At 69.8% G+C, this 21,233-nt stretch carries 21 protein-coding genes; 8 read left to right on the forward strand and 13 right to left on the reverse strand.

Annotation, left to right across the window (positions count from 1 at the left end; translation table 11 throughout):
* Nucleotides 1–18 precede the first annotated feature (18 nt).
* A complete protein-coding gene (locus tag BM249_RS18335; RefSeq protein ID WP_091974780.1) occupies nt 19–885 on the forward strand; it encodes an NAD(P)-dependent oxidoreductase in 867 nt (288 codons plus the stop codon).
* Here BM249_RS18335 and miaA read toward each other — a convergent pair.
* Nucleotides 863–1,825, reverse strand: a complete 963-nt coding sequence (miaA, locus tag BM249_RS18340) for a tRNA (adenosine(37)-N6)-dimethylallyltransferase MiaA (protein ID WP_091974727.1) — start codon at nt 1,823–1,825, stop codon at nt 863–865. The genes BM249_RS18335 and miaA overlap by 23 nt on opposite strands.
* A gap of 17 nt (nt 1,826–1,842) precedes the next feature.
* On the opposite strand from miaA, the gene serB reads away from it, so the two are divergent.
* Nucleotides 1,843–2,739 (forward strand): phosphoserine phosphatase SerB, encoded by an 897-nt coding sequence (gene serB, locus BM249_RS18345; RefSeq protein ID WP_091974729.1) that lies wholly within the window; start codon nt 1,843–1,845, stop codon nt 2,737–2,739.
* Between the two features lie 57 nt (nt 2,740–2,796).
* Here the strand turns inward: serB and BM249_RS18350 are convergent, their stop codons facing one another.
* From BM249_RS18350 to BM249_RS18375, 6 genes are all read right to left on the reverse strand, one after another.
* On the reverse strand, nt 2,797–4,326 hold the full coding sequence (locus BM249_RS18350; protein ID WP_091974731.1) for a Do family serine endopeptidase: 1,530 nt from the start codon (nt 4,324–4,326) through the stop codon (nt 2,797–2,799).
* A 131-nt stretch (nt 4,327–4,457) separates the two neighbouring features.
* Nucleotides 4,458–5,405: a protease modulator HflC gene (hflC, locus tag BM249_RS18355; RefSeq protein ID WP_091974733.1), complete on the reverse strand. Its 948-nt coding sequence runs from the start codon at nt 5,403–5,405 to the stop codon at nt 4,458–4,460.
* Nucleotides 5,402–6,559 carry an FtsH protease activity modulator HflK gene (gene hflK / locus BM249_RS18360; protein ID WP_091974735.1) on the reverse strand — a complete coding sequence of 386 codons (1,158 nt, stop codon included), beginning with the start codon at nt 6,557–6,559 and terminating at the stop codon, nt 5,402–5,404. The genes hflC and hflK overlap by 4 nt, the downstream gene beginning before the upstream one ends.
* Before the next feature lie 303 nt (nt 6,560–6,862).
* Nucleotides 6,863–7,360 carry a dihydrofolate reductase gene (locus tag BM249_RS18365; protein ID WP_091974737.1) on the reverse strand — a complete coding sequence of 166 codons (498 nt, stop codon included), beginning with the start codon at nt 7,358–7,360 and terminating at the stop codon, nt 6,863–6,865.
* A complete protein-coding gene (locus BM249_RS18370) occupies nt 7,360–8,154 on the reverse strand; it encodes a thymidylate synthase (protein WP_091974739.1) in 795 nt (264 codons plus the stop codon). Before BM249_RS18370 ends, BM249_RS18365 begins: the two co-directional genes overlap by 1 nt.
* Before the next feature lie 90 nt (nt 8,155–8,244).
* Nucleotides 8,245–9,054 carry a CPBP family intramembrane glutamic endopeptidase gene (locus BM249_RS18375; RefSeq protein WP_244528854.1) on the reverse strand — a complete coding sequence of 270 codons (810 nt, stop codon included), beginning with the start codon at nt 9,052–9,054 and terminating at the stop codon, nt 8,245–8,247.
* Nucleotides 9,055–9,359: 305 nt separating this feature from the next.
* On the opposite strand from BM249_RS18375, the gene BM249_RS18380 reads away from it, so the two are divergent.
* Entirely contained in the window at nt 9,360–10,016 is a 657-nt protein-coding gene (locus BM249_RS18380; protein ID WP_091974740.1) for an SspB family protein, read from the forward strand.
* Nucleotides 10,017–10,027: 11 nt separating this feature from the next.
* Here the strand turns inward: BM249_RS18380 and BM249_RS18385 are convergent, their stop codons facing one another.
* Nucleotides 10,028–11,422 carry a cytochrome P450 gene (locus tag BM249_RS18385; protein ID WP_091974742.1) on the reverse strand — a complete coding sequence of 465 codons (1,395 nt, stop codon included), beginning with the start codon at nt 11,420–11,422 and terminating at the stop codon, nt 10,028–10,030.
* A gap of 144 nt (nt 11,423–11,566) precedes the next feature.
* On the opposite strand from BM249_RS18385, the gene fumC reads away from it, so the two are divergent.
* From fumC to BM249_RS18400, 3 genes are read left to right on the forward strand one after another with little or no spacing between them, the layout of a single operon-like run.
* Nucleotides 11,567–12,994 (forward strand): class II fumarate hydratase, encoded by a 1,428-nt coding sequence (gene fumC / locus BM249_RS18390; RefSeq protein WP_091974744.1) that lies wholly within the window; start codon nt 11,567–11,569, stop codon nt 12,992–12,994.
* Between the two features lie 15 nt (nt 12,995–13,009).
* Entirely contained in the window at nt 13,010–13,198 is a 189-nt protein-coding gene (locus tag BM249_RS18395; protein WP_091974746.1) for a DUF4169 family protein, read from the forward strand.
* A gap of 10 nt (nt 13,199–13,208) precedes the next feature.
* Nucleotides 13,209–13,433, forward strand: coding sequence for a ribbon-helix-helix domain-containing protein (locus BM249_RS18400; protein WP_091974748.1), 225 nt, complete (start codon nt 13,209–13,211; stop codon nt 13,431–13,433).
* Between the two features lie 10 nt (nt 13,434–13,443).
* On the opposite strand, the gene BM249_RS18405 is transcribed toward BM249_RS18400, so the two are convergent.
* Nucleotides 13,444–14,211 carry a helix-turn-helix domain-containing protein gene (locus BM249_RS18405; RefSeq protein WP_091974750.1) on the reverse strand — a complete coding sequence of 256 codons (768 nt, stop codon included), beginning with the start codon at nt 14,209–14,211 and terminating at the stop codon, nt 13,444–13,446.
* Nucleotides 14,212–14,302: 91 nt separating this feature from the next.
* Here BM249_RS18405 and BM249_RS18410 point away from each other — a divergent pair, with 91 nt between their 5' ends.
* Complete coding sequence (locus BM249_RS18410) at nt 14,303–15,280, forward strand: MBL fold metallo-hydrolase (protein ID WP_425284854.1); 978 nt, start codon at nt 14,303–14,305, stop codon at nt 15,278–15,280.
* Here the strand turns inward: BM249_RS18410 and BM249_RS18415 are convergent.
* The 4 genes from BM249_RS18415 to BM249_RS18430 all read right to left on the reverse strand — a co-directional run bounded on the left by BM249_RS18415 (nt 15,265) and on the right by BM249_RS18430 (nt 20,672).
* Entirely contained in the window at nt 15,265–16,635 is a 1,371-nt protein-coding gene (locus tag BM249_RS18415; protein ID WP_091974784.1) for a heterodisulfide reductase-related iron-sulfur binding cluster, read from the reverse strand. The genes BM249_RS18410 and BM249_RS18415 overlap by 16 nt on opposite strands.
* A 188-nt stretch (nt 16,636–16,823) precedes the next feature.
* A complete protein-coding gene (gene glcE / locus BM249_RS18420) occupies nt 16,824–18,011 on the reverse strand; it encodes a glycolate oxidase subunit GlcE (RefSeq protein ID WP_091974754.1) in 1,188 nt (395 codons plus the stop codon).
* 55 nt (nt 18,012–18,066) lie between these two features.
* Nucleotides 18,067–19,566, reverse strand: a complete 1,500-nt coding sequence (locus BM249_RS18425; RefSeq protein ID WP_091974755.1) for a lipopolysaccharide biosynthesis protein — start codon at nt 19,564–19,566, stop codon at nt 18,067–18,069.
* A 101-nt stretch (nt 19,567–19,667) separates the two neighbouring features.
* On the reverse strand, nt 19,668–20,672 hold the full coding sequence (locus tag BM249_RS18430) for a magnesium transporter CorA family protein (protein WP_091974757.1): 1,005 nt from the start codon (nt 20,670–20,672) through the stop codon (nt 19,668–19,670).
* A gap of 213 nt (nt 20,673–20,885) precedes the next feature.
* Here BM249_RS18430 and groES point away from each other — a divergent pair, with 213 nt between their 5' ends.
* A complete protein-coding gene (gene groES / locus BM249_RS18435) occupies nt 20,886–21,173 on the forward strand; it encodes a co-chaperone GroES (RefSeq protein WP_018042554.1) in 288 nt (95 codons plus the stop codon).
* Nucleotides 21,174–21,233: the final 60 nt, after the last annotated feature.

A 21,233-nucleotide genomic window follows, 5' to 3' on the forward strand; every position in this document is an offset into this window, starting at 1 on the left:
GAACGGTGGAGACGGATGATGGCGAAGGTCGCGTTCCTGGGCCTCGGCGTGATGGGTGGACCGATGGCGGGCCACCTCGCCGCCAAGGGCCACACGGTCACCGTCTACAACCGCACGGCGGCCAAGGCCGAGGCCTGGGTGAAGGCCCATGGCGGCGCCTCGGCGCCGACGCCGCGCGAGGCGGCCCGAGGCCAGGAGATCGTGTTCGCCTGCGTCGGCAACGACGACGACCTGCGCGGCGTGACCCTGGGCGAGGATGGCGCTTTCGCCGGCATGGAGAAGAACGCCGTCTTCGTCGATCACACCACCGCCTCGGCGGAGGTCGCCCGCGAATTGGCCGAGGCTGCGCAGGCCGCCGGCCTGCACTTCATCGACGCACCCGTCTCCGGCGGTCAGGCGGGGGCGGAGAACGCGGCCCTCACGGTGATGTGCGGCGGCGAGCCCGAGACCTACGCGCGCGTCGAGGCCGCGATCCTGTGCTTTGCCAAGGCGAGCCGACTCATGGGTCCCTCGGGTTCGGGACAGCTCACCAAGATGGTCAACCAGATCGCCATCGCGGGGGTGGTCCAGGGCCTGGCGGAAGCGATCCATTTCGCCAAGCGCGCCGACCTCGACGTCGAAGCGGTGCTCGACGTGATCTCCAAGGGGGCCGCCGGCTCCTGGCAGATGGAGAATCGCGGCCGGACCATGAACGCCGAAAAATTCGACTTCGGCTTCGCCGTCGACTGGATGCGCAAGGATCTCGGTATCCTGCTGGCCGAAGCCCGCCGCAACGGCGCCCGGCTCCCCGTGACGGCCCTCGTCGATCAGTTCTATGCCGACGTGCAGGGCATGGGCGGCCACCGCTGGGACACGTCGAGCCTCATCGCCCGGCTAGATAAGTAAGCCGCGCCTCGGCCAGGGCCACGGCCGCCTCCGGGGCGGTCCAGGCCCAGTCCGGGCCCATCTGGTGGCGAAACCAGGTGAACTGGCGCTTGGCATAGCGGCGCGTGTCGGCCTGACCGCGCCGGATCGCCTCGTCCCGGTCGAGGGTTCCGTCGAGATACGCGATGAGCCCCGGCACGCCGTGGGCGCGCATGATCGGCAGCATCGGGTCGAGGCGGCGGTCGCGCAGGGTCGCGACTTCGTCGAGGGCCCCGTCGGCGATCATCGCCAAGAACCGCGCGTCGATGGCGGCCCGCAGGGTCTCGCGTTCGGGGGCGAGGAACAGCTTCAGCAGCCGCAGGCCCGCCAGGGGGCCGGGGGTCCGCTGCCCGTGAAACGCCGCGATGGGCCTGCCCGTCGCGGCGAACATTTCGAGGGCGCGCATGACCCGGGCGCGGTCGCTCGGCCGCAGGGCTGCCGCGCCCTCGGGATCGCGCTCCGCGAGGGCGGCGTGAAGGGCCTCCGTCGGCTGGCCCTCGGCCTGTGCCCGGATCGCAGCCCGCACGGCCTCGGGCACCGGAGGCAACTCCGACAGCCCCTCCTCCAGGGCACGAAAATACAGGCCGGTACCACCGACGAAGATCGGCAGCACGCCTTCCCGCGCGATATCCGCCAGGAGGCTCGCGGCTTCGCGGGCGAAATGCCCGGCCGAATAGTTGATGGCGCCGTCGACGTGCCCGTAGAGTCGGTGCGGGACATGCGCCTCCTCCATCGCGCTCGGGCGGGCGGAGAGACGGCGCAGATCGGCGTAGACCTGCATGGAATCGGTGTTGATGACGACGCCCTGAAACCGGCGCGCCAGGGCGGCGGCGAGGCCCGACTTGCCCGAGGCGGTCGGCCCTGCGATGAGGATGGCCGCCGGCCGGCCCTCCGCGTGTGCTGTGTCCGTGACCGGCGGCAAGGCGTGTGAGCTCCCGGATGTCCCTCGTCGCGATCCTGATAGCAAATCCCGCGCGCCCCGCCATCACCGACGCGGTCCTGGCCGAGACCCGCCGGGTCCTGCGCACGGAGCATCAGCCGCGTATCCTGCACGGGGAGACCGCCGCCGAGGTGCTGGTGCCGGGCGACTCCGCCGACGCCCCCGCCCTCACCCGGCGCCTGCGCGCCGCCTTCGCGGCCGAACCCTTCGATGTCGCCGTGCTGCCGACCGGGCCGCACCGGCGCAAGCGCCTGTTCCTCGCCGACATGGATTCCACCATGATCGAGCAGGAATGCATCGACGAACTCGCCGATACCATCGGCCTGCGCGATGAGGTGTCCGCCATCACCGAGCGGGCCATGCGGGGTGAGGTCGCCTTCGGCCCGGCCCTGCGCGAGCGGGTCGCCCTCCTGCGCGGCCTTCCGGTGGGCGCCATCGACACCCTGATCACGGAGCGCATCTCCCTCATGCCCGGTGCCCGGACGCTGGTGCAGACCCTCAAGGCCCACGGCGCCCATACCTGCCTCGTGTCCGGCGGCTTCACCTTGTTCACCGGGCCGGTGGCGGAACGGATCGGGTTCGACGAGGCCCACGCGACGACGCTCGAGATCGCGGACGGTCACCTCACCGGAGCCGTCCGCGAGCCCATCGTCGACAAGGCGATGAAACGCGCGACTCTGACGACGCTCCGCAGCCGCTTCGGCCTCGATGCCGCCGAGACCCTGGCGGTGGGTGACGGCGCCAACGACCTCGACATGCTGGCCGAGGCCGGTCTCGGCGTCGCCTTCCGGGCAAAGCCCGCCGTTGCCACCGCCGCGCAGGTCCGGATCGACCACGGCGACCTCACCGCGCTCCTGTACCTCCAGGGATACGCCGCCAGCGAGTTCGTGAACTGAAAAAGGCCGCCGCCCTGCGGGGGCGACGGCCTCGTCTCACGGTTCGGGACCGGAGGATCAGTCGAGGCCCAGCGCCACGAAGCGGACGTCGCCCGAGGCGCTCGCCACCATGAGGAGCACCGACTTGCGGTTCTCCTTGCGCAGCTGCTCGACGCGCTTCGTCACCTCGGCCGGGGTGCTCACCGGTTCCTGCCCGACCTCGACGATGAGCTCGCCGGGCTTGATCTGCTTGTCGGCCGCCGTCGAATTCGGATCGACTCGCATGATCACGACGCCCTTCAGCCCGTCCTTGATGCCGTAGCGGCGGCGCAGGTCGTCGTTGAGGTTCGAGAGGTTGAGGCCCAGCGCCTGACGCACGGAACTTTCGGCCTCGGGCTGACGGGCATTGGCGAGTTGCGGCTTCTCGTTGTCCTCCAGGCGACCGAGGGTCACGGACTTCGTGGTCTCCGCGCCCTTGCGCACCACCAGCACCTCGACGACCTTGCCGACCGGCGTCGCGGCGACGATGCGCGGCAGGTCGCTCGACGATTTCACCGGCGTGCCGTTGAACTTCACGATGACGTCGCCGACTTCGAGGCCGGATGTCTTGGCCGGGCCCTTCTCGTCGACGCCGGCGATGAGGGCGCCGCGCGCGCCGCCTTTCAGGCCGAGGGCTTCCGCCGTGGCGTCGTCGACGTTCTGGATGCGCACGCCGAGCCAGCCGCGACGGACCTCGCCGAACTCGCGCAACTGGTCGATGACCTGCGCGGCCGTGGCGGACGGAACCGCGAAGCCGATGCCGACGGAGCCGCCCGTGGGTGACAGGATCGCGGTGTTGATGCCGATGACCTCGCCGTTCATGTTGAACAGCGGACCGCCGGAATTGCCCTTGTTGATGGCCGCATCCGTCTGGATGTAGTTGTCGTAGGGACCGGACTCGATGTTGCGGCCCCGCGCCGAGACGATGCCGGCCGAGACCGAGCCGCCGAGGCCGAACGGGTTGCCGATGGCGATGACCCAGTCACCCGGCCGCATCTTCTCGGAGTCACCGAAGGGAACTGCCTTCAGGGGCTTGTCGGCTTCCGGCTTCACGCGGAGCACCGCGAGATCGATCTTCGGGTCCTTGCCGATGATCTCGGCCTTCAGCTTCGTGCCGTTGTGAAGAATCACCTGGATGTCGTTGGCGTCGCCGATGACGTGGTTGTTCGTCACCACGATGCCGGATGCGTCGATGATGAAGCCGGAGCCGAGGGAGTTCGACTTGCGCGATTGCGGACGCGGCGCGTCCCCATCGCCGCCGCCCCGGCCGCCACGCTTGTTGAAGAATTCCTCGAACAGGTCCTCGAACGGCGTGCCGGGCGGAAGCTGCGGGCCGCCACGGACGCTCGGCCGGGCCTCGACGGTGGTGGAAGCGGAGATGTTCACGACCGCATCGGTCACCTGCTCGGCGAGATCGGCCAGGGATTCCGGGCCTTTGGCGAAGGCGGGCTGCGACAGGCCGGTGACGCTCACCGACGTCGCGACCGTGGCGGCGACGAGGACCGAGCAGAGGGAGCGGCGCAGCGCGCGCAGGCGGGGCGCCGGAACGGCGCGCACGACGGAGTCCATGATCGACCTCTTGGCTGAAATGCCCTGCCTAGATCGTCCCCGGGCGGCGGCGATCAAGGGGCTGGGCTGATAAGGGAACGGCCGGCACTGGGGTGCCGGCCGAGGGGTCATTGTCGCAGGGTGGTCGTGCTTCAGCGCCCCACCGAACCCGTGGTGCCCGTATCGGCTCCCGTCCGTGCGGGCGGCGCGGGGGCGCGCCCCTGCGGATCGTTGAAGTAACGGAAGAAGTCCGAGGTCGGCGAGATGACGAGACGGGTGTCCGCGCCCTTCAGCCCGGCCTCGTAAGCCTGCATCGAGCGATAGAAGCTGAAGAAGTCGGCGTCCTTGCCATAGGCGGCGGCGAGGATGCGGTTCTTGTCGGCGTCGCCCTGGCCGCGCAGGGTTTCGGCGGTCTGGTTGGCCTCGGAGAGCAACACGGTCACGTCGCGGTCGGCCTTCGCCTTGATGGTCGCGGCGATCTGGTCGCCGTTGGCGCGGATGTCGGCGGCCTCGCGGTTGCGCTCCGTCGTCATGCGCCGATAGACGGCGGTGCTGTTCTGCGCCGGGAGATCGACTCGGGTCATGCGCAGGTCGACGATCTCGATGCCGAGTTCCTTGGCCTGACGGTTCACGTCGCCCTGGATCTGGTTCATCAGATCCGAACGCTGGGTGCGTACGATGGCGTCGCGCGTCGAGCGGGCGAGCACGTTGCGCAGGGCCGAGTTGGTGAAGCTGGCCAGCAGGGTGTTGGCCCGCAGGATGTTGTTGGCCGACTGGTAGAACCGCAGCGGATCGACGATCCGGTAGCGGGCGAAGGCGTCCACTTCGAGGTTCTGGCGATCGGCCGTCAGCAGGGTCTGCACCGGCAGGTCGAGGTCGAGGACGCGCTTGTCGAACAGCACGACGTTGTCGATGAACGGAACCTTGAAATACAGGCCGGGCTTGTCGGTGCCGGTCTGGTTCAAGACGGCGCGGACGCGGCCGAACTGGAGCACGAGGGCCTGCTGCATCTGGCCCACGGTGAAGACCGAGGCGTAGAGCAGGACAACGACGACGGCCGCCGCGATGAGGGCGCCGGTGCGCAGGGTGGGATTGTTCATCGGGCGGCTCCACCGGTGCTGCGGGCGCCGAGTTCGCCGAGCGGCAGGACGGGCACGATTCCGGCCCCGCCGGTGTTCACGCCGGTGCCGTTCTGATCGATGATCACCTTGTTGACCGAGCCCAGGACCCGCTCCATCGTTTCGAGGAAGATGCGCTCGCGGCTGATCACCGGGGCACCCTTGTAGGAATCGTAGACCTGCTGGAAGCGGGCGGCCTGACCGGTGGCCTCTGCCGTGGCCTGGGTCTTGTAGGCTTCCGCCGCCTGGACGATCTGGGCGGCCTTACCCTTGGCCTGCGGCACCTCGCGGCTCGCGTAGGTGCGGGCTTCGTTCTGGGCGCGCTCGGCGTCCTGCTGCGCGGCGTTCACGTCGATGAAGGCGGGACGCACCTCGGGCGGCGGGTTCACGGCCACGAGTTGCACCACCTCGATGCGGACGCCGGCGCCGTACTCGTCCAGCGCCTTCTGGGTGATCTCCTTCACCTCCTGGGCGACGCTCGACTGCTCGTTGGTGAGGATCGCCTGGATGTTACGCCGGCCCACCACCTCGCGCATGGCGCTCTCGGCGATGGACTTGATCGTGCCCTCGGGGTTCTCGAGGTTGAAGACGTAGTCCGACGCCTTCAGGGGGTTGACGCGCCACTGCACCTCGAAGTCGAGGTCGACGATGTTCTCGTCGCCCGTGAGCATGAGGCTCTCGTCGGGCTTGTCGGTGCTGCGGCCCTGCGGGCCGGCGCGGTAGCCGATCTGGATGCTGTTGACCTGACCGACGTTCGGCTTCGTCACCGCGCCGATCGGATAGGGGAAGTTGTAGTGCGGGCCCTGGCCCGTGGTGCCGTGGTAGCGGCCGAAGATCGTCTCGATGCCGACCTGCTGCGGCGCCACGGAGTAGATGCCGGTGGCGAGCCAGGCGACGACGAGGAGGCCGCCCGCGATGAGAACACCGCGTCCACCGCCCATGGAGCCGCCCGGCATCACGCCGCGCAGACGGTCCTGGCCACGCCGGAGAAGCTCTTCGAGGTCCTGGGGCGTCTTACCGCCGCCGCCCCCGCCATTGCCCCACGGGCCACCCCCGCCGCCATTGCCGCCGCCGCCCCGGCCCCAGGGCCCTCCCCCGTTGCCGCCACCGCCGCCGCTCTGATTGCTCCAAGGCATGCTCGCCGATATCTCCCGTTCCAGCAGCGTGTTCGCCGCGCAAAGTCTCGTTGGCACGAAGCCCACTCGCGCCGTCCGGCCGGATACCTCGCGGTCGACCGGCTGTCCCTCACCGCGTGGACAGAAGCGTTTTACGGTCTCGATCGGTCCGGCCTACCTGCGAGGCCGCCCGCCATCCTGTCAAGGTTGGTCGCCGGGCGGTCGAGGGTCGGGAATCCGGGCCTAGCTCGGATTTGGGCACGGGGCGCAAGAAAGACAACCGCCGCCGGAACCTTTGCGCCATCGGTCGCGGGCAAACCCGCGTCACCGGTTTCGATCGAGGTCGACGAAGGTGAACCCGCAGGCGTCGTGCGCCCCCGCCGGATGGCTTTCGCGCAGGGTTTCGCGAAAGGCCGCGCGGTCGAATTCGGGGAACACCGTGTCGCCCTCCGGCGCGAGATCGACCTCCGTAAGGTGGATACGGTCGGCCTCCGGCAGGGCGAGGCGATAGATCTCGGCGCCGCCGGCCACCATCAGCTCCCCGGCTTCCATCGCCGAAGCTACGGCCTCCTCCCAATCGTGCACGGTCTCGACGCCTGGGACGGCGAAGGCGGTGTCGCGGGTCAGCACCAGGATGCGCCGGCCCGGCAGGGGGCGGCCGATGGAGTCGAAGGTCTTGCGCCCCATCAGCACGGGCTTGCCGAGGGTCAGGGCCTTGAAGCGCTGGAGGTCGCTGCGTAGGCGCCAGACGAGGCCGTTGTCGCGGCCGATGACGCCGTTCCGCGCCACGGCGGCGATGAGGGTGATGCGGGGAGGCGCCATCAGACGGCCACCGGCGCGCGGATGGCGGGATGGGGCGCGTAACCCTCGATGGCGATGTCCTCGAAGCGGAAATCGAACAGGGACGTCACGGCGGGGTTGAGGACGAGGCGCGGCAGGGGGCGCTCGTCGCGACTCAGCTGAAGCCGGGCCTGCTCCAGGTGATTCACGTAGAGGTGGGCATCGCCGAGGGTGTGGATGAAGTCGCCGGGCGCGAGGCCCGAGACCTGCGCGATCATGGCCGTCAGCAAGGCGTAGCTCGCGATATTGAACGGTACGCCGAGGAACACGTCGGCTGAGCGCTGGTAGAGCTGGCACGACAGCCGCCCCTGCGCGACGTAGAATTGGAACAGGCAATGGCAGGGCGCCAGTGCCATCCGGTCGAGGTCGGCCGGATTCCAGGCCGAGACCACGAGGCGGCGCGAATCCGGATTGCGGCGGATCTCGTCAAGGACCCAGGCGATCTGGTCGACGCTGCCGCCGTCGGGCTTCGCCCAGGAGCGCCATTGCCGGCCGTAGACGGGACCGAGATCGCCGTTCGCGTCGGCCCATTCATCCCAGATGGTAACGCCGTTGGCTTGCAGCGCCCGCACGTTGGTGTCCCCGGTGAGGAACCACAGCAATTCGTGGATGATCGAGCGCAGGTGCAGCTGCTTCGTCGTCACCAGGGGGAAGCCGGCCGCGAGGTCGAACCGCATCTGGTGGCCGAACACCGACAGGGTGCCGGTGCCCGTGCGGTCGTCCTTGCGGACGCCCTCCTGCAGGATGCGGTCGAGAAGCTGATGATAGGCGTGCATCGCGGCTCCGGTTGACGGCCTGGGATACCGCGTTCGCGGGATCGAGGCGAGGTCGGGCGCGCGGTTCGCTGGGCTTGTCCCTAACGATCCTCACCCGCCGGGCGACAGCATCCACGCCACCACGCAGAGGTTGCTCCAGGCATGGAGCATCATGCAGGGCCACAGGCGGCCCGTCCGCCAGCGCAGCCACCCGAGCATGAGCGCGAGGGGCAGGAGCGAAACCGGGCGGGCGAGGCCGAACCCGGAGAGGTGGGCGGCGCAGAACAGGACGGCCGTGGTCGCCACGGTCAGGACGGGGCCGGCGTCCCGCAGGCCCCGCGCGAAGACGAGGCCGCGCATCAGCAATTCCTCGGCCACGGGCGCCAGCACCACGACGTTGCCGAACCACAGGACGATGCCGCCGATCTGAAGGGTCGGCGACAGGGTGGCGTTGCGGGCGACGGGCGCGCCGAACGCCTCCCCCGTGCCCGTGACCCAGGCGATGTGGAGGAGGGGCCAGGCGACGAGGAGCCCCGCGAGGCGCCTGGCCGGAAGGCCGCTCCCGGCCGGCGCCGTCAGGGCCAGGGCACGGCGCCAGTCCGCCCCGGCCATCCGACGGGCAGCGACGAGGACGAGGCCGGCGAGGATCCCCTGGCGGATCACGTCCAGGGCGAGGCTGCGGGCGGCGAACTGGCGCGGCCGCAAGGGGCTGCGCCCGGCGGCGGAAAACGGGTCGAGCCCGTCGAGCCAATCGGCGCCGACCCGGACGATCAGGAGGGCGAGGAGGCTCGCGGTCCCGAGGAGAAAGGCCGCCCGGACCGTCATGGCGAGGACGGCGAGGCCGGCCCGTGCGGACGCGGACCACCGCGTGGTGGTCCCGGAGCCATCACGTTCGGGCGGGAGGCGCGGATCGGGCTTCAAAAGCGGCCGGACTCTCTCTATGTTCGCCGGGCTGCCCGAAGCACCGGCGACGGTGACGAGCGTTCCCCGTCTCGGAGGGGCGCTCCGACCCGGAGACGGTACCCGGCACCTTCCAACGGAACCACGGGCTTTTGGACGCATCGGATGCGGTCTGGACAGGCTCCGGGGTTCGGGCGGAAAGTTCGTGGCGCGTCAGGCAGAACACCGGAGATGCCCGCTGACGGGCCTCCGCTCGATTTTCATCCGACCCCGGTGCGCCCTTGGGCGCGCGACGGCGGCCAGGCACCGGGTATAAGCGACCACAGATGGCAGACGATCTGATCCGCTACGATCTTCTGGTGCAGGATGCCCTGCGGGGTGTCGTGCGCAAGGTCCTCACCGATGCCGCCCGGGACGGGCTGGCCGGCGAGCATCACTTCTACGTCTCGTTCCGGACGGAAGCGCCCGGCGTACGGATGTCGCAGCGCCTGCGCGAGAAGTACCCGCAGGACATGACCATCGTGCTCCAGCATCAGTTCTGGGATCTGAACGTCCACGAGCACACCTTCGAGGTCGGTCTGTCGTTCTCGGGCGTGCCCGAGCGCCTGCTGGTGCCGTTCGATGCCCTGTCGGGCTTCTTCGATCCCTCGGTGCAGTTCGGCCTCAAGTTCGACCTGACAGAGGGCATGGAAGAGGCCGTCGAGGCCATGGACGACGAGGTGACGCCCCTGCCGACGGGCAAGACCGCGCCGCGGGGCGCCGCCTCCGAGCCGAGCGAGATCAAGCCCAAGGGCACCGGGCTCGCCGCCATCGGTTCCAGCGTGCCGAAGATCGGCCCCGCACCGGATAAGGAGGCGGAGGACGGCGACAAGGCCGCCGCCAAGCTGCCCGCCGCCAAGTCGGCGCCGAAAAAGGCCGAGGGTGAGGGTAGCGAAGCCGGTGCCGAGGTCGTCAGCCTCGACGCGTTCCGCAAGAAGAGCTGAGCGTCAGGGCGTCAGCCGCGCCGCGCGACCCGCATCCGTAGCCCGTGCTCCGGTCGCAGGGTGACGCGGTGCAGGGGCATGACCGGCGGATGATCCGCCGTCAGGTTCAGGCGAACCGCTCGCACGATGTGCGCGAGGACGATCACGGCTTCCTGCACGGAGAAGCTCTGGCCGATGCAGATACGCGGCCCCGCTCCGAACGGCAGGTAGGCGAAGCGCGGAATCGCCTTGCGGGCCTCGCCGAGGAACCGCTCGGGCATGAAGGCGGCGGGATCGTCCCAGAGGGTGCGGTGGCGGTGCAGCACGTAGGGCGCCACCATCACCAGGGAGCCGCGCGGGATCTTGATCCGGCCGATGCGATCCTGCCCGATCGCCTCGCGGCTGAGGAACGGCACCGGCGGGAACAACCGCATGGTCTCCTCCATCACTGCCTTCGTGAACGGCAGGCGCTCGGCATCGAACCCCTCCCCGTCCGGTACGGCATCGACCTCCGCCTCGATGCGCGCCCGCGCCTCCGCGTCCTGCGACAGGCAGTAGAGCGCCCAGGTCAGGGCATTGGCCGTGGTCTCGTGGCCGGCGGCGATGAAGGTGACGATGTTGGCCTTCACCTCCAGATCGGTGAGTCCCTGGCCGGTCTCGGGATCCTGCGCTTCGAGCAGCAGGGTGAGGAGGTCCGTCGGCGCCGTGCCCGATGCGATGAGGGCGCGGCGCTTGTCGATGAGGGCGTCCACCACTTCCGCGAAGAACCGGATGGCAGGCCGCGCCCGCAGGCGGCCGATCCGAGGCACGAAGCTCGGAACACCGAACACGTCCAGGGGATCGATGGGTCCGACCGCTTCGAGGAAGCGGGTGATGGCCCGGCCGAGGGCGTCGGGATCGCTGGCCAAACCTTCCGTGAAGATCGTCCGTTCCAGGACGTCGAGGGTGACGCGGGTCATTTCCAGGGGGGCATCGATCGCGGTGCCGTCGCGCCGCGCGAGGCGTTTGGCGATGCGGGCGCCGGCCGCGTTCATCGGTTCCGCGAAGCCCAGGACGTGGCGGGCCGAGAAGATCGGGGCCAGGGTGCGGCGCTGGAGCTTCCACTCCTCGTCCTCCGCCGTGAGCAGGCCATTGCCGAGGCCCGGCGCGAGGACGCGGCGCTGCAGGTCGTCCTTGCGGTAATTGGCGGCGTTGTCCACGAACAGGTAGCGGATGAGAGCGGGGTCGCTCACCACGGTGACGCGGCCGAGCACGCCCTCCCCCGCCATCACGGGTTTTTCGAAGTGGTCGTCGAGCCAGGTGGTGATGGGGTTGGCGCGGGCCGCCTTCAGGAAGTCGAGGAGGCCGAGGGGCTCCCGCAGGGGACGTGGCACGGACGGGCGGAAGCGCGCGGTCGCGTCGGGTGGGCACGGGGCGGCGTGCGTCATGAGCGTGTCCTGAATCCCGGGTCCGGCGAGAGGTCCTCGGCGGAAAAACCCGTGAGAGGCGGGCGGCACCGTCACCCGGCGCCATCGCGGTTTCGGTCCGCCCGGTCTAAGTAGGGGGCGCCGAAGCCGGACGAAGAGGCCACGATGTCGCCGCACGAGACGCACAGCGCAGAAACCCCCGCCACCCGTACGGAATCCGATACGTTCGGCCCCATCGAGGTCCCGGCGCATCGCTACTGGGGGGCTCAGACGCAGCGCTCGATCCAGAACTTCAAGATCGGCACCGAGCGGATGCCGGCGCCCCTCGTGCATGCGCTCGGCCTCGTCAAGCAGGCCGCCGCCCTGGTGAATCAGGACCTCGGCGGCCTCGATCCGAAGGTGGCCCAGGCCATCGCGGCCTCCGCCGCCGAGGTGGTGGCGGGTCAGCACGATCAGGAGTTCCCCCTCGTGGTGTGGCAGACGGGCTCTGGCACCCAGTCCAACATGAACGCCAATGAGGTCATCGCCAGCCTCGCCAATGAGCTCCTCGGGGGCAAGCGCGGCGGCAAGTCGCCGGTGCACCCGAACGACCATTGCAACCGGGGTCAGTCGTCGAACGACGTGTTCCCCACCGCCATGCACATCGCGGTCGCTCGCGAGATCAACGACCGGCTGCTCCCCGCCCTCCAGCACCTGCACGACGCCCTCGATGCCAAGGCGCATGCCTTCGCCGACATCGTGAAGATCGGCCGCACGCACCTGCAGGACGCGACCCCGGTCTCCCTCGGGCAGGAATTTTCCGGGTATGTCGCCCAGGTGGCGCTGGGTGGCGCCCGGGTCCGCGCGACCCTGCCGGGTGTCCTGGCCCTGGCCCAGGGCGGCACGGCGGTGGGCACAGGCCTCAATGCGCATCCCGAGTTCGCGCAGAAATTCGCCGCCAAGGTCGCCGAACTCACGGGCCTGCCCTTCACCTCGGCCGAGAACAAGTTCGAGGCCCTCGCCACCCATGACGCCCTGGTGTTCACGCAGGGCGCGCTCTCGGCGCTGGCCGCCGGCCTGTTCAAGATCGCCCAGGACATCCGCCTGCTGGCGTCGGGCCCGCGCTCGGGCCTCGGCGAGTTGTCCCTGCCGGAGAACGAGCCGGGCTCGTCGATCATGCCCGGCAAGGTGAACCCGACCCAGTGCGAGGCCCTGACCATGGTCTGCGCCCAGGTGATCGGCAACGGCACCACCGTGAGCTTCGCCGGCAGCCAAGGCCATTTCGAACTCAACGTGTTCAAGCCCGTCATCGCCAACGCGGTGCTGCAATCGGTGCGGCTGCTGGCCGACGCCGCGATCTCCTTCACGGACAATTGCGTCATCGGCATCAAGGCGAACGAGGACAAGATCGCCGATCTCATGAGCCGCTCGCTCATGCTGGTGACGGCCCTCGCCCCCTCCATCGGCTACGACAAGGCCGCCGAGATCGCCAAGACCGCGCACAAGAACGGCACCACCCTGAAGGAAGAGGCCCTGCGGCTCGGCTACGTCACCGAGGAAGAGTTCGAGCGCGTGGTGCGCCCCGAGACCATGCTGGCCCCCAGCGCCGAGTAACGAGAGGAATCGCGCATGGCCGAGATCATCAACCTGCGCGAGGCCCGCAAGGCGAAGGCGCGGGGCGAGAAGGAGGCGAAGGCGGCCGAGAACCGCATCGCCTTCGGTCGGCCGAAGAAGGCCAAGACCCTTGCTGAGGCCAAGAAGGCCATCGAGTTCGCACGTCACGAGGGCCACAAGCTCGTGGGGCCGGATTCCGAGTGAGGCGCACCCCATGACCGGCGGCATCACCAAGCGCTCGGTGATGATCGCCGGCCACCGCACCAGCGTGTCCCTGGAAGACCCCTTCTGGGACGCGCTCCGGGGCATTGCCGAGGCGCGCGGCCTGTCGGTCCAGGCCCTCATCGGCGAGATCGACGCGGGGCGGGACGGGCAGAACCTGTCCTCCGCCATCCGCGTGTTCGTGCTGGCGGCGGTTCAAGACGGTCCACGATCCTGAGGCTGCGGCCCTACCGCCGAACCCCCAAAAGACTGCGCGAGGCCGGCGCCCCGAAGGTGCGACGGAAATCGTTGGCGAAATGTGCCTGGTCGGCGAAGCCCGCCGCGTGCGCCGCGCCCGTGAAGTTCGCCCCCGCGATGATGGTGGCGATGGCTCGCCGCATGCGCAGCCAGGCCCGGTAGCGCCGGACCGGGACGCCCACCGTTTCGGTGAACAGGTGTTGCAGGCGGGAGGACGACAGGCCGACCGATCCGGCGAGGCTTTCGGCCGATGGCGCGCCGGCCTCGGCGTCCCGCAGGCGTGCCATCACGCGGGTGATGCGAGGGTCGAAGTCACTGCGCGACCGCCGAAGCGAGAAGCCCGCGAGGTCGGCGAGGGCCGCGCTCGCCCAGGCGCAGGCGTCGCGGTCCTCGTAGAGGGCGCGCAGCGGCAGGATCTCGCCCCCCGTCGCCACCAGGGTGCCCGCGATGGATGCGGCGCCCGGCATCAGGGCTGCGAGGGCGTGGGGCGTGGCATCGGGTTCGCGATAGAACACCCCCAGGGGATCGCCCCCGCAATCGAGTTCGTGTGCCACGCCCGCTGGGACGAAGGCCGTCCGGCAGGTGATCCACTCCATCCCGTCGAAGCGGATGCGAAACGTCCCGTAGAGGCCCGCGAGATAGACCGGGGCGCCGTGCCGATGGCTGGCATTGTAGGTGAGGCGCCCGGCGAAGAAGGTCTGGTCGCCCTCGACGTGCCAGAGGGGGCGGAGCGTCGCCGCAGCAGCAGGTTCGTTCAAGCGCCGCCCTCCCCCGGCCGGCTAGCGTTCCATGGCGCCGACCCCTCCGAGATCATCCTGATCCAAGCGGTCGGCTGAGGGAATGCCCGTCATGATCGATCTCACCCGCCGTGGTCTCGCGGCCTCCGCCCTCGCCTTGGCCGTTGCCCGTCCGGCCTTGGCTCAGCCGTCCGAAGCGTGCCCACCGGACCTGTCGCCCGCGATCCATCGCTTCCGGCTCGGCGAACTCACGGTGACGAGCTTGCTCGACGCCGCCCCGATGATCGACGGCCCCTGGCCCATCGTCGGGGAGGATCGCGCGCGGGGCGAGGTCGAGGCCCTGATGCGGGAGAACCGGCTGCCGCCGAACCGTTTCAAGCCCGGCTTCACGCCCGTCGTCGTTCAGACCGGCCGCGAGACGGTGCTGTTCGACACCGGAAACGGCGAGGTTGGTTTCGCGCCCCGCCCCGTCGGGGGACGCCTCGCCGGACTGCTCGAACGGACGGGACTCGCCCGGGACTCCATCGACGTCGTCGTGCTGACCCATTGCCACACCGACCATATCGGCGGCCTCATGACGGCGGGGCGCCCCCTCTTCCCACGGGCGCGCTACGTCGTCGGTGCCGTCGAGGACGCGTTCTGGCGCAACGAGGCCCGTCTGGCGGCTGCTCCCGAGGGCAACGAAGCCAAGTCGGCCCGGGTCTTCCGCAGTCATCTGCTGCCGCTTGCCGACCGCACGACCTTCGTGAAGCCGGGCGACACGGTGGTGCCGGGGATTACCGCCCTGGCGGCCTTCGGCCATACGCCGGGCCACCTCGCCTACCACATCGAGAGCGCGGGCCAGCGGCTGCTGGTCTGGGGCGACTGCGCCCATCACGAGGTCGCGTCCCTGGCGCATCCCGAGTGGCACGCCTTCTTCGACATGGACAAGGCGGGCGGGGCCGCCACCCGCCGAACCATTTACGACATGACGGCGACGGACGGGATTCTGGTGGCGGCCTACCACACCTCGTTCCCGTCGCTGGGCTACGTCGTGCGGCAGGGAGCCGGCTACCGCTGGGTTCCCCTCACCTATCAGTTCGACCGCTGATCGAGGGTCTCCAACACCGCCGGCTTCGGCCCGCCCGTCGCCCAATCGAGCAATTCCACCGTGTGCACGATGGGGATCGCCGTGCCCTTCCCGATCTGCGTCGCGCAGCCGATGTTGCCCGTGGCGATGACGTCGGGGCGCATGCGCTCGATGTTGGCGACCTTGCGGTCCCGGAGCCGGCCGGCGATCTCGGGCTGGAGGATGTTGTAGGTGCCGGCCGAGCCGCAGCAGATGTGGCCCTCGGGCACGTCCTTCACGGTGAAGCCGGCCGTCTTCAGGAGGTTTTTCGGCTCCGTACGGATGCCCTGGCCGTGCTGCATCGAGCAGGCCGAGTGATAGGCCACCACGAGGTCGCTCTCGACGATGGGGGGCATCAGACCGAGGCCGGCGACGTATTCGGTCACATCCTTGGCGATGGCTGACACCCGTGCGGCCTTCTCGGCATAGGCCGGGTCGTCGCGGAACATGAAGCCGTAATCCTTGATCGTCGTGCCGCAGCCCGAGGCCGTGACCACGATGGCGTCGAGGCCGGCGCCGTCCATCTCGGAGATCCAGGCGTCGATGGTGCGCTTGGCCTGGGCGTGGGACGAATCCGCCTTGCCCATATGGTGGGTGAGCGCGCCGCAGCAGCCCTCGCCCTTGGCCTGCACCACCTCGACGCCGTGGCGGGTGAGGAGGCGGATCGCCGCCTCGTTGAAGTCTGGCCGCAGGACACTCTGGGCGCAGCCGCGCAGGAGGGCGACGCGACCCGTGCGGGCCGGCGCTTCCGTGCCATGGAGCGCGGCACTGGCGGCGAGCGCCCGGGTCTCGGCCGGGAAGGTGCCGGGCCGGTCGGTGCGATTGCGGTTCGGCAGTTCGGCCGGCGCGAGGTCGAGCATGGCGGCCAGGCGATTGCCGACGCCCGGCACACGCGCCACGAGGGGCCGTAGGGGACTGCCGATCTTGGCCCCGAGCAGGGCCAGCCGGAAGCGGTTGGGATAGGGCAGCACGAAGGCGAGCAGGGCGCGCAGGGCCCGGTCGGCCACGGGCCGGCGATAGGTCTCCTCGATATGCGTGCGGGCGTGGTCGACGAGGTGCATGTAATGCACCCCCGACGGACAGGTGGTCATGCATGACAGGCACGACAGGCAGCGGTCGACGTGCTTGACCACCTCGGGCACGGCGGCCTTGCCCTGCTCCAGCATGTCCTTGATGAGGTAGATGCGCCCGCGCGGACTATCGAGCTCGTCGCCGAGCAGCAGATAGGTCGGGCAGGTGGCGGTGCAGAAGCCGCAATGGACGCAGGTCCGCAGAATCTTCTCCGACGCCGCCATGGCGGGATCGGCGAGCTGCGTCAGGCTGAAATTGGTCTGCACGGCGTGTTCCCGATCCACCCTTCGCGGCCTCGCTCCCCACCGGAATGGGCGCGGGCCGTCAGTTCACCCGATGTTAGTGCGAAACGGCCGCGGAGCCGAACCATTTGGAATGGCTCCAAGTCTCGGCCGACCCGTTTGATAGCCGGAACCGAAGGCCGGTGCCTTCGGGTAAGAATGTCGCGGCCCGCTCAGATGCCCGCGTACATCCGGCCCGGATTGAACACGCCCTTCGGGTCGTGCGCCGCCTTCAGGCCGGCGGTGATGCGCATCAAGGGCTCGGACAGGGGCTCGAACACCGGCACGGCGGCGCGCACGGAATCGGGCGCCCGCACCAGGGTGGCGTGGCCGCCGCTCGCCTTCACGGCCGCCCGCACGGCGTCGGCTCCCGCATCCCCCTCGGCCGGAGTGGCGAGCCAGATCAGACCGCCGCCCCAATCGTAGAACCACCGTGCGGCGCGCGACGCCGCGACGGCGGCCGTCAGGGCCGGACCCCGGTCGGGCGCGGTGGAGATGCGCCAGATGGCGGCGTCGCGCGGCTCCACCAGGGGAATCGCATCGCGGATATGCGTCCAGAGATCGGTGCCGGCCTCACCCTCGACGATCTCGGGCGCACCGAAGTGCCGCAGGAGCTTCGTCAGTTCGCCCAGGCGATAGGTGACCGAATCCGAAAACCCTTCGACCCGCATGGCCGTGCGCGCCAGCGCGTCGCCGCAGCCGGCGGGCAGATGGGCGGCGCCCGTGAGTTCGAACGGCGAGCCGAGGGCCGCCGAGAGGGCGGCGACGGCTCGGGCATCGTCGAGGCCCGGGAACACCAGGGTCGCCACCCGCTCCTGCACGGGCAGAACCTTGAAGGTCACCTCCGTGAGGAGGCCGAGGGTTCCCCAGGCGCCGGCCATGAGCTTCACCAGATCGAGGCCGGTGACGTTCTTCATCACCCGACCGCCGGACTTGATGATCTCGCCCCGGCCGTTGACGAAGCGCACGCCGATGAGGCTGTCGCGGGCCGCCCCCGCGTTGATCCGGCGCGGGCCGGAATTGTTGGTCGCCGCCACGGCGCCGAAGCTCGGCGTACCGGTGGAGCCGAGAAGGTGGGAGAAATCCATCGGCTCGAACGGCAGCATCTGGCCGCGCTCGGCGAGTTGCGCCTGAACCTGCGCCAGGGGCGTTCCGGCCAGGGCCGAGATCACCATCTCGGCGGGCTCATAGAGGGTGATGCCCGACAGGCCGGCGGTGGAAAGCGTCGCTTCATCCTGGGCGGGGCGGCCGATCCCGGCCTTGGTGCCGCCGCCGACGAGGCGCAGGCGTTCCGACCGGGCGGCGGCGTCGCGCACGAGATCGGCCGCCGCGTCGGCGTGTTCAGGCTCGTATGACCGCATCGTTTCCCGCCCTGGCCGGACGGCATGCGCCCGGTCTTTGTCCTTGGCGCCGATCTTAAGGGGACTTGTTCGAAAATGCATCCGGCGCGGTGTCGCCGCTCGGTGGACGCGAGGCCGGTCCTCCTGCGCCCCATCGTTCGGCCCAGCGCGCCGCGATGAGGCTGCGCAGGCCGGCGATGTCGAAGACCCAGGTGAAGCCGCCGTAGACGAGAACCCCGAGGATAAGGCTCAAGGTGAGGGCCGGCACGGGATCGAGGCCGCGCACGGGTGCGAGGCACACGGCCATGGCGGCGCAGGCGAGGCTCGCCGTCAGGATGTCGCGCCACGGCAGGCGCAGGCGCTGCGGCCCCGTCAGCGTCCGCACGGCGAGGATCAGGGTCGCGGCGGCGAGCCCCACGGTTTGCGCCACGGCGATGCCGGCGGGGCCGAGATGGGGCGGCAGGAGCCAGAGGCCCAGGGCATCGACGGCGAGGCCGATGAGGGCGGCGGCGATGACCGGCAGGGTCCTGCGGCGGATCTGAAAGACGGGATTGAGGGCGAAGTTCGTCATGGCGAGGAAGAAGAAGCCGGGTATCATCAGGCCGGCGTAACCGGCGAACGGGCCGCGATAGGCTTCCGGCACCGCCAGGGCCTCGAGGGCCGGTAGGATCGCCCAGAAACCCACGGCGCAGGGCAGCAGCAGGGCCACCACGGTTCCGACATTGCGGCCGATCTGCGCCTCGGCCGCCGCGCGCCCCTCCTCCTCCTCGGCCCGAACGGCGAGCTGGAACAGCAGGAGGTCGAGGGCGGTGCCGAGGGTGCCGATGCTGCGGGTGGTGACGTCGGCCGCGAGGGCGAAGTAGCCGGCTTCCGCCAGCCCCGCCTGGGCCGCGATGGCGCCCCGGTTCAGGAACGGCAGGAGTTGATAGATCGCGTTGGCGGCGATGAGCGGCAGGCCGTAGACGACGAACAGGCGCCAGGTCTCGGCGAGGCGGACCCGGATACGCGGAGCGGCGGGATCGCGCATCGGCCGCCACAGGAGGGCCGCGGCGAGGAACTGGCTCAGGCCCGCCGCCGCCAGCACCCAGGCGGGCTGGGGAAGGAGCCAGGCGGCCCCGGCCATGAGCACGAAGGCGAGGCCGTTCTTGATGGCGACCAGCCGGAAATACAGGCCGCCGTCGAAGCGGGCGCGGGCCAGGGCCGCGTGGTAGTCGAACACCCCGATGCCGAGGGCGGCCACGGCCGTGCCCGCCACGATGGCCATGCGTCCGCCGGGGCCGGCCGCCAACCCGAAGCCGGCGCAGACGAGGGCGGCGGCGAACAGGGCGACGCCGACCACCGCGTAGGCCCGGTCCAAGCCTTGACGGATCCACGGTTCCTGCACGCGCACACGGGCCGAGTAGAACCGCGTCGCCGACAGGCGTAGCCACTCGAACAGAATCGTGTTGGCGACGACCGCCCCGGCGGTGGCCAGGGCGAACAGACCGAAGTCGGACGGGCCGAGGAGCTTGGCGATGAGCAGGCCGAGGACGAAGTTCAGCCCGGCATTGAGGATGAAGGCGCAGATCACGGCCATGGCGGCGGGGCACGATCCTCGTTGGGGAGGCGTACGCTCCCCGGCGCGTCAGCCTTGGGACGCTTGCCCGAAGAATCCGTCAATCCGGGGTACGCGGCGAATCAGATCCAGCCGCGAAGGCGGAAGAAGATGAGGGGAACGAGGGCGCTCAGAACCACGAGGGCGAGGCCGTAGGGGTAGCCGTAGGTCCAGTCGAGTTCCGGCATGTGCTTGAAGTTCATGCCGTACAGGGAGGTGATGAGGGTCGGGGGGATGCCCACCACCGAGACCACGGTCAGCACCCGGAAGGTGTTGTTCTGCTCCATGTTGATGAGGCCGAGGGTCGCGTCGAGGAGGAACTGTACGTTCTCCGACTGGCGGATCTCGAACTCGTCGAGGGACGTGATGTCGCGTCGCACGGCCTCGAAGCGCGGCTTCTGCTCGGCCGCCAGGAGGTGCTCGCACTCGTTGGCCACGAAGGGAACGATCCGTTCCAGGCCGAGGAGGCTGGCCCGGAGCTTGCCGAGCGCCTTGCCGCGCCGGCCGATGCCGCGCAGGATCCGACGCAGGGCCAGATCGCGGCGGCGGGGCGTCTGGCTCTTCAGGGTGTCATCGCCGGCCGATGCGCCGGCCCGCACGTCGAAGTCGAATACCCGGGTCGAGAGGGCGTCGAGGTCGGCGCCCATCTCCTCCAGGGCGTCCGCGAGGCTGTCAACGAGTTCCTCCATGAGCAGGAGGAAGATCTCCGTGCTGGTGGTGGCCGGGCCGTCGCCCTCGGCGATCCGCTTCTTCACCGCCTCGAAGGCCCGCAGGTCGTGGAATCGCACGGTGACGAGGTGGTCCTTCGTGAGGACGAAGCCCAGCGGCATGAGCAGCGAATCGACCCTGTCGAAGGTGATCATCGGGCTCGACAGGGAGAAGCCGTTCTTCAGCCGCCGCAGCCGGCTCGAATTCTCCACCTCGCTCAGGGCTTTACGCGATGGGACCCGCAGGCCCGTCGCATCCTCGACGCGCTGCGCCTCCTCGGCGCTCGGATTCACGAGGTCGATCCAGACGGCGGAGCCGTGCACCGGGCGGTCCGAAGCGGGGGGCTCGACCGTGCCCTGTGGTCCATGAAGGCTGATCATCGGGAAAGAATCGTCTGTGGCGGGCCGGATTGGGAGCGGATCGCCGTCGCGCGACCGTCGCGAAGGCCTGCGACAGTCTTGACTCGTGCGAGGCATGCGCCTACCTCCCCGCCATCGTTAGCACTCACCGATTGAGAGTGCTAACGGCCTGGGTTGAGCGCGCTTCCGGGCCGCATCAACGCCATCCCCGATTTGAGAGCAAGAGGGCAGCTCATGAAGTTCCGTCCGCTGCACGACCGTGTCGTCGTCCGCCGTATCGAGGGCGAGGAGAAGACCAAGGGTGGGATCATCATCCCGGACACCGCCAAGGAGAAGCCGCAAGAGGGCGAGATCGTCGCCGTCGGACCCGGCGCCCGTGACGAGGCCGGCCGCGTGAACCCCCTCGACGTCAAGGCCGGCGACCGCGTCCTGTTCGGCAAGTGGTCCGGCACCGAAGTGAAGATCGACGGTCAGGACCTCCTGATCATGAAGGAATCCGACATCATGGGCGTCGTCGCCTAAAGGTTCGGGTCCGCCTTTCATCCCCAAAGCCCTTCGAGCGCGATCCATCCGCGCCTCGGG

This window comes from Methylobacterium gossipiicola, from assembly GCF_900113485.1.
GTDB lineage: Bacteria > Pseudomonadota > Alphaproteobacteria > Rhizobiales > Beijerinckiaceae > Methylobacterium > Methylobacterium gossipiicola.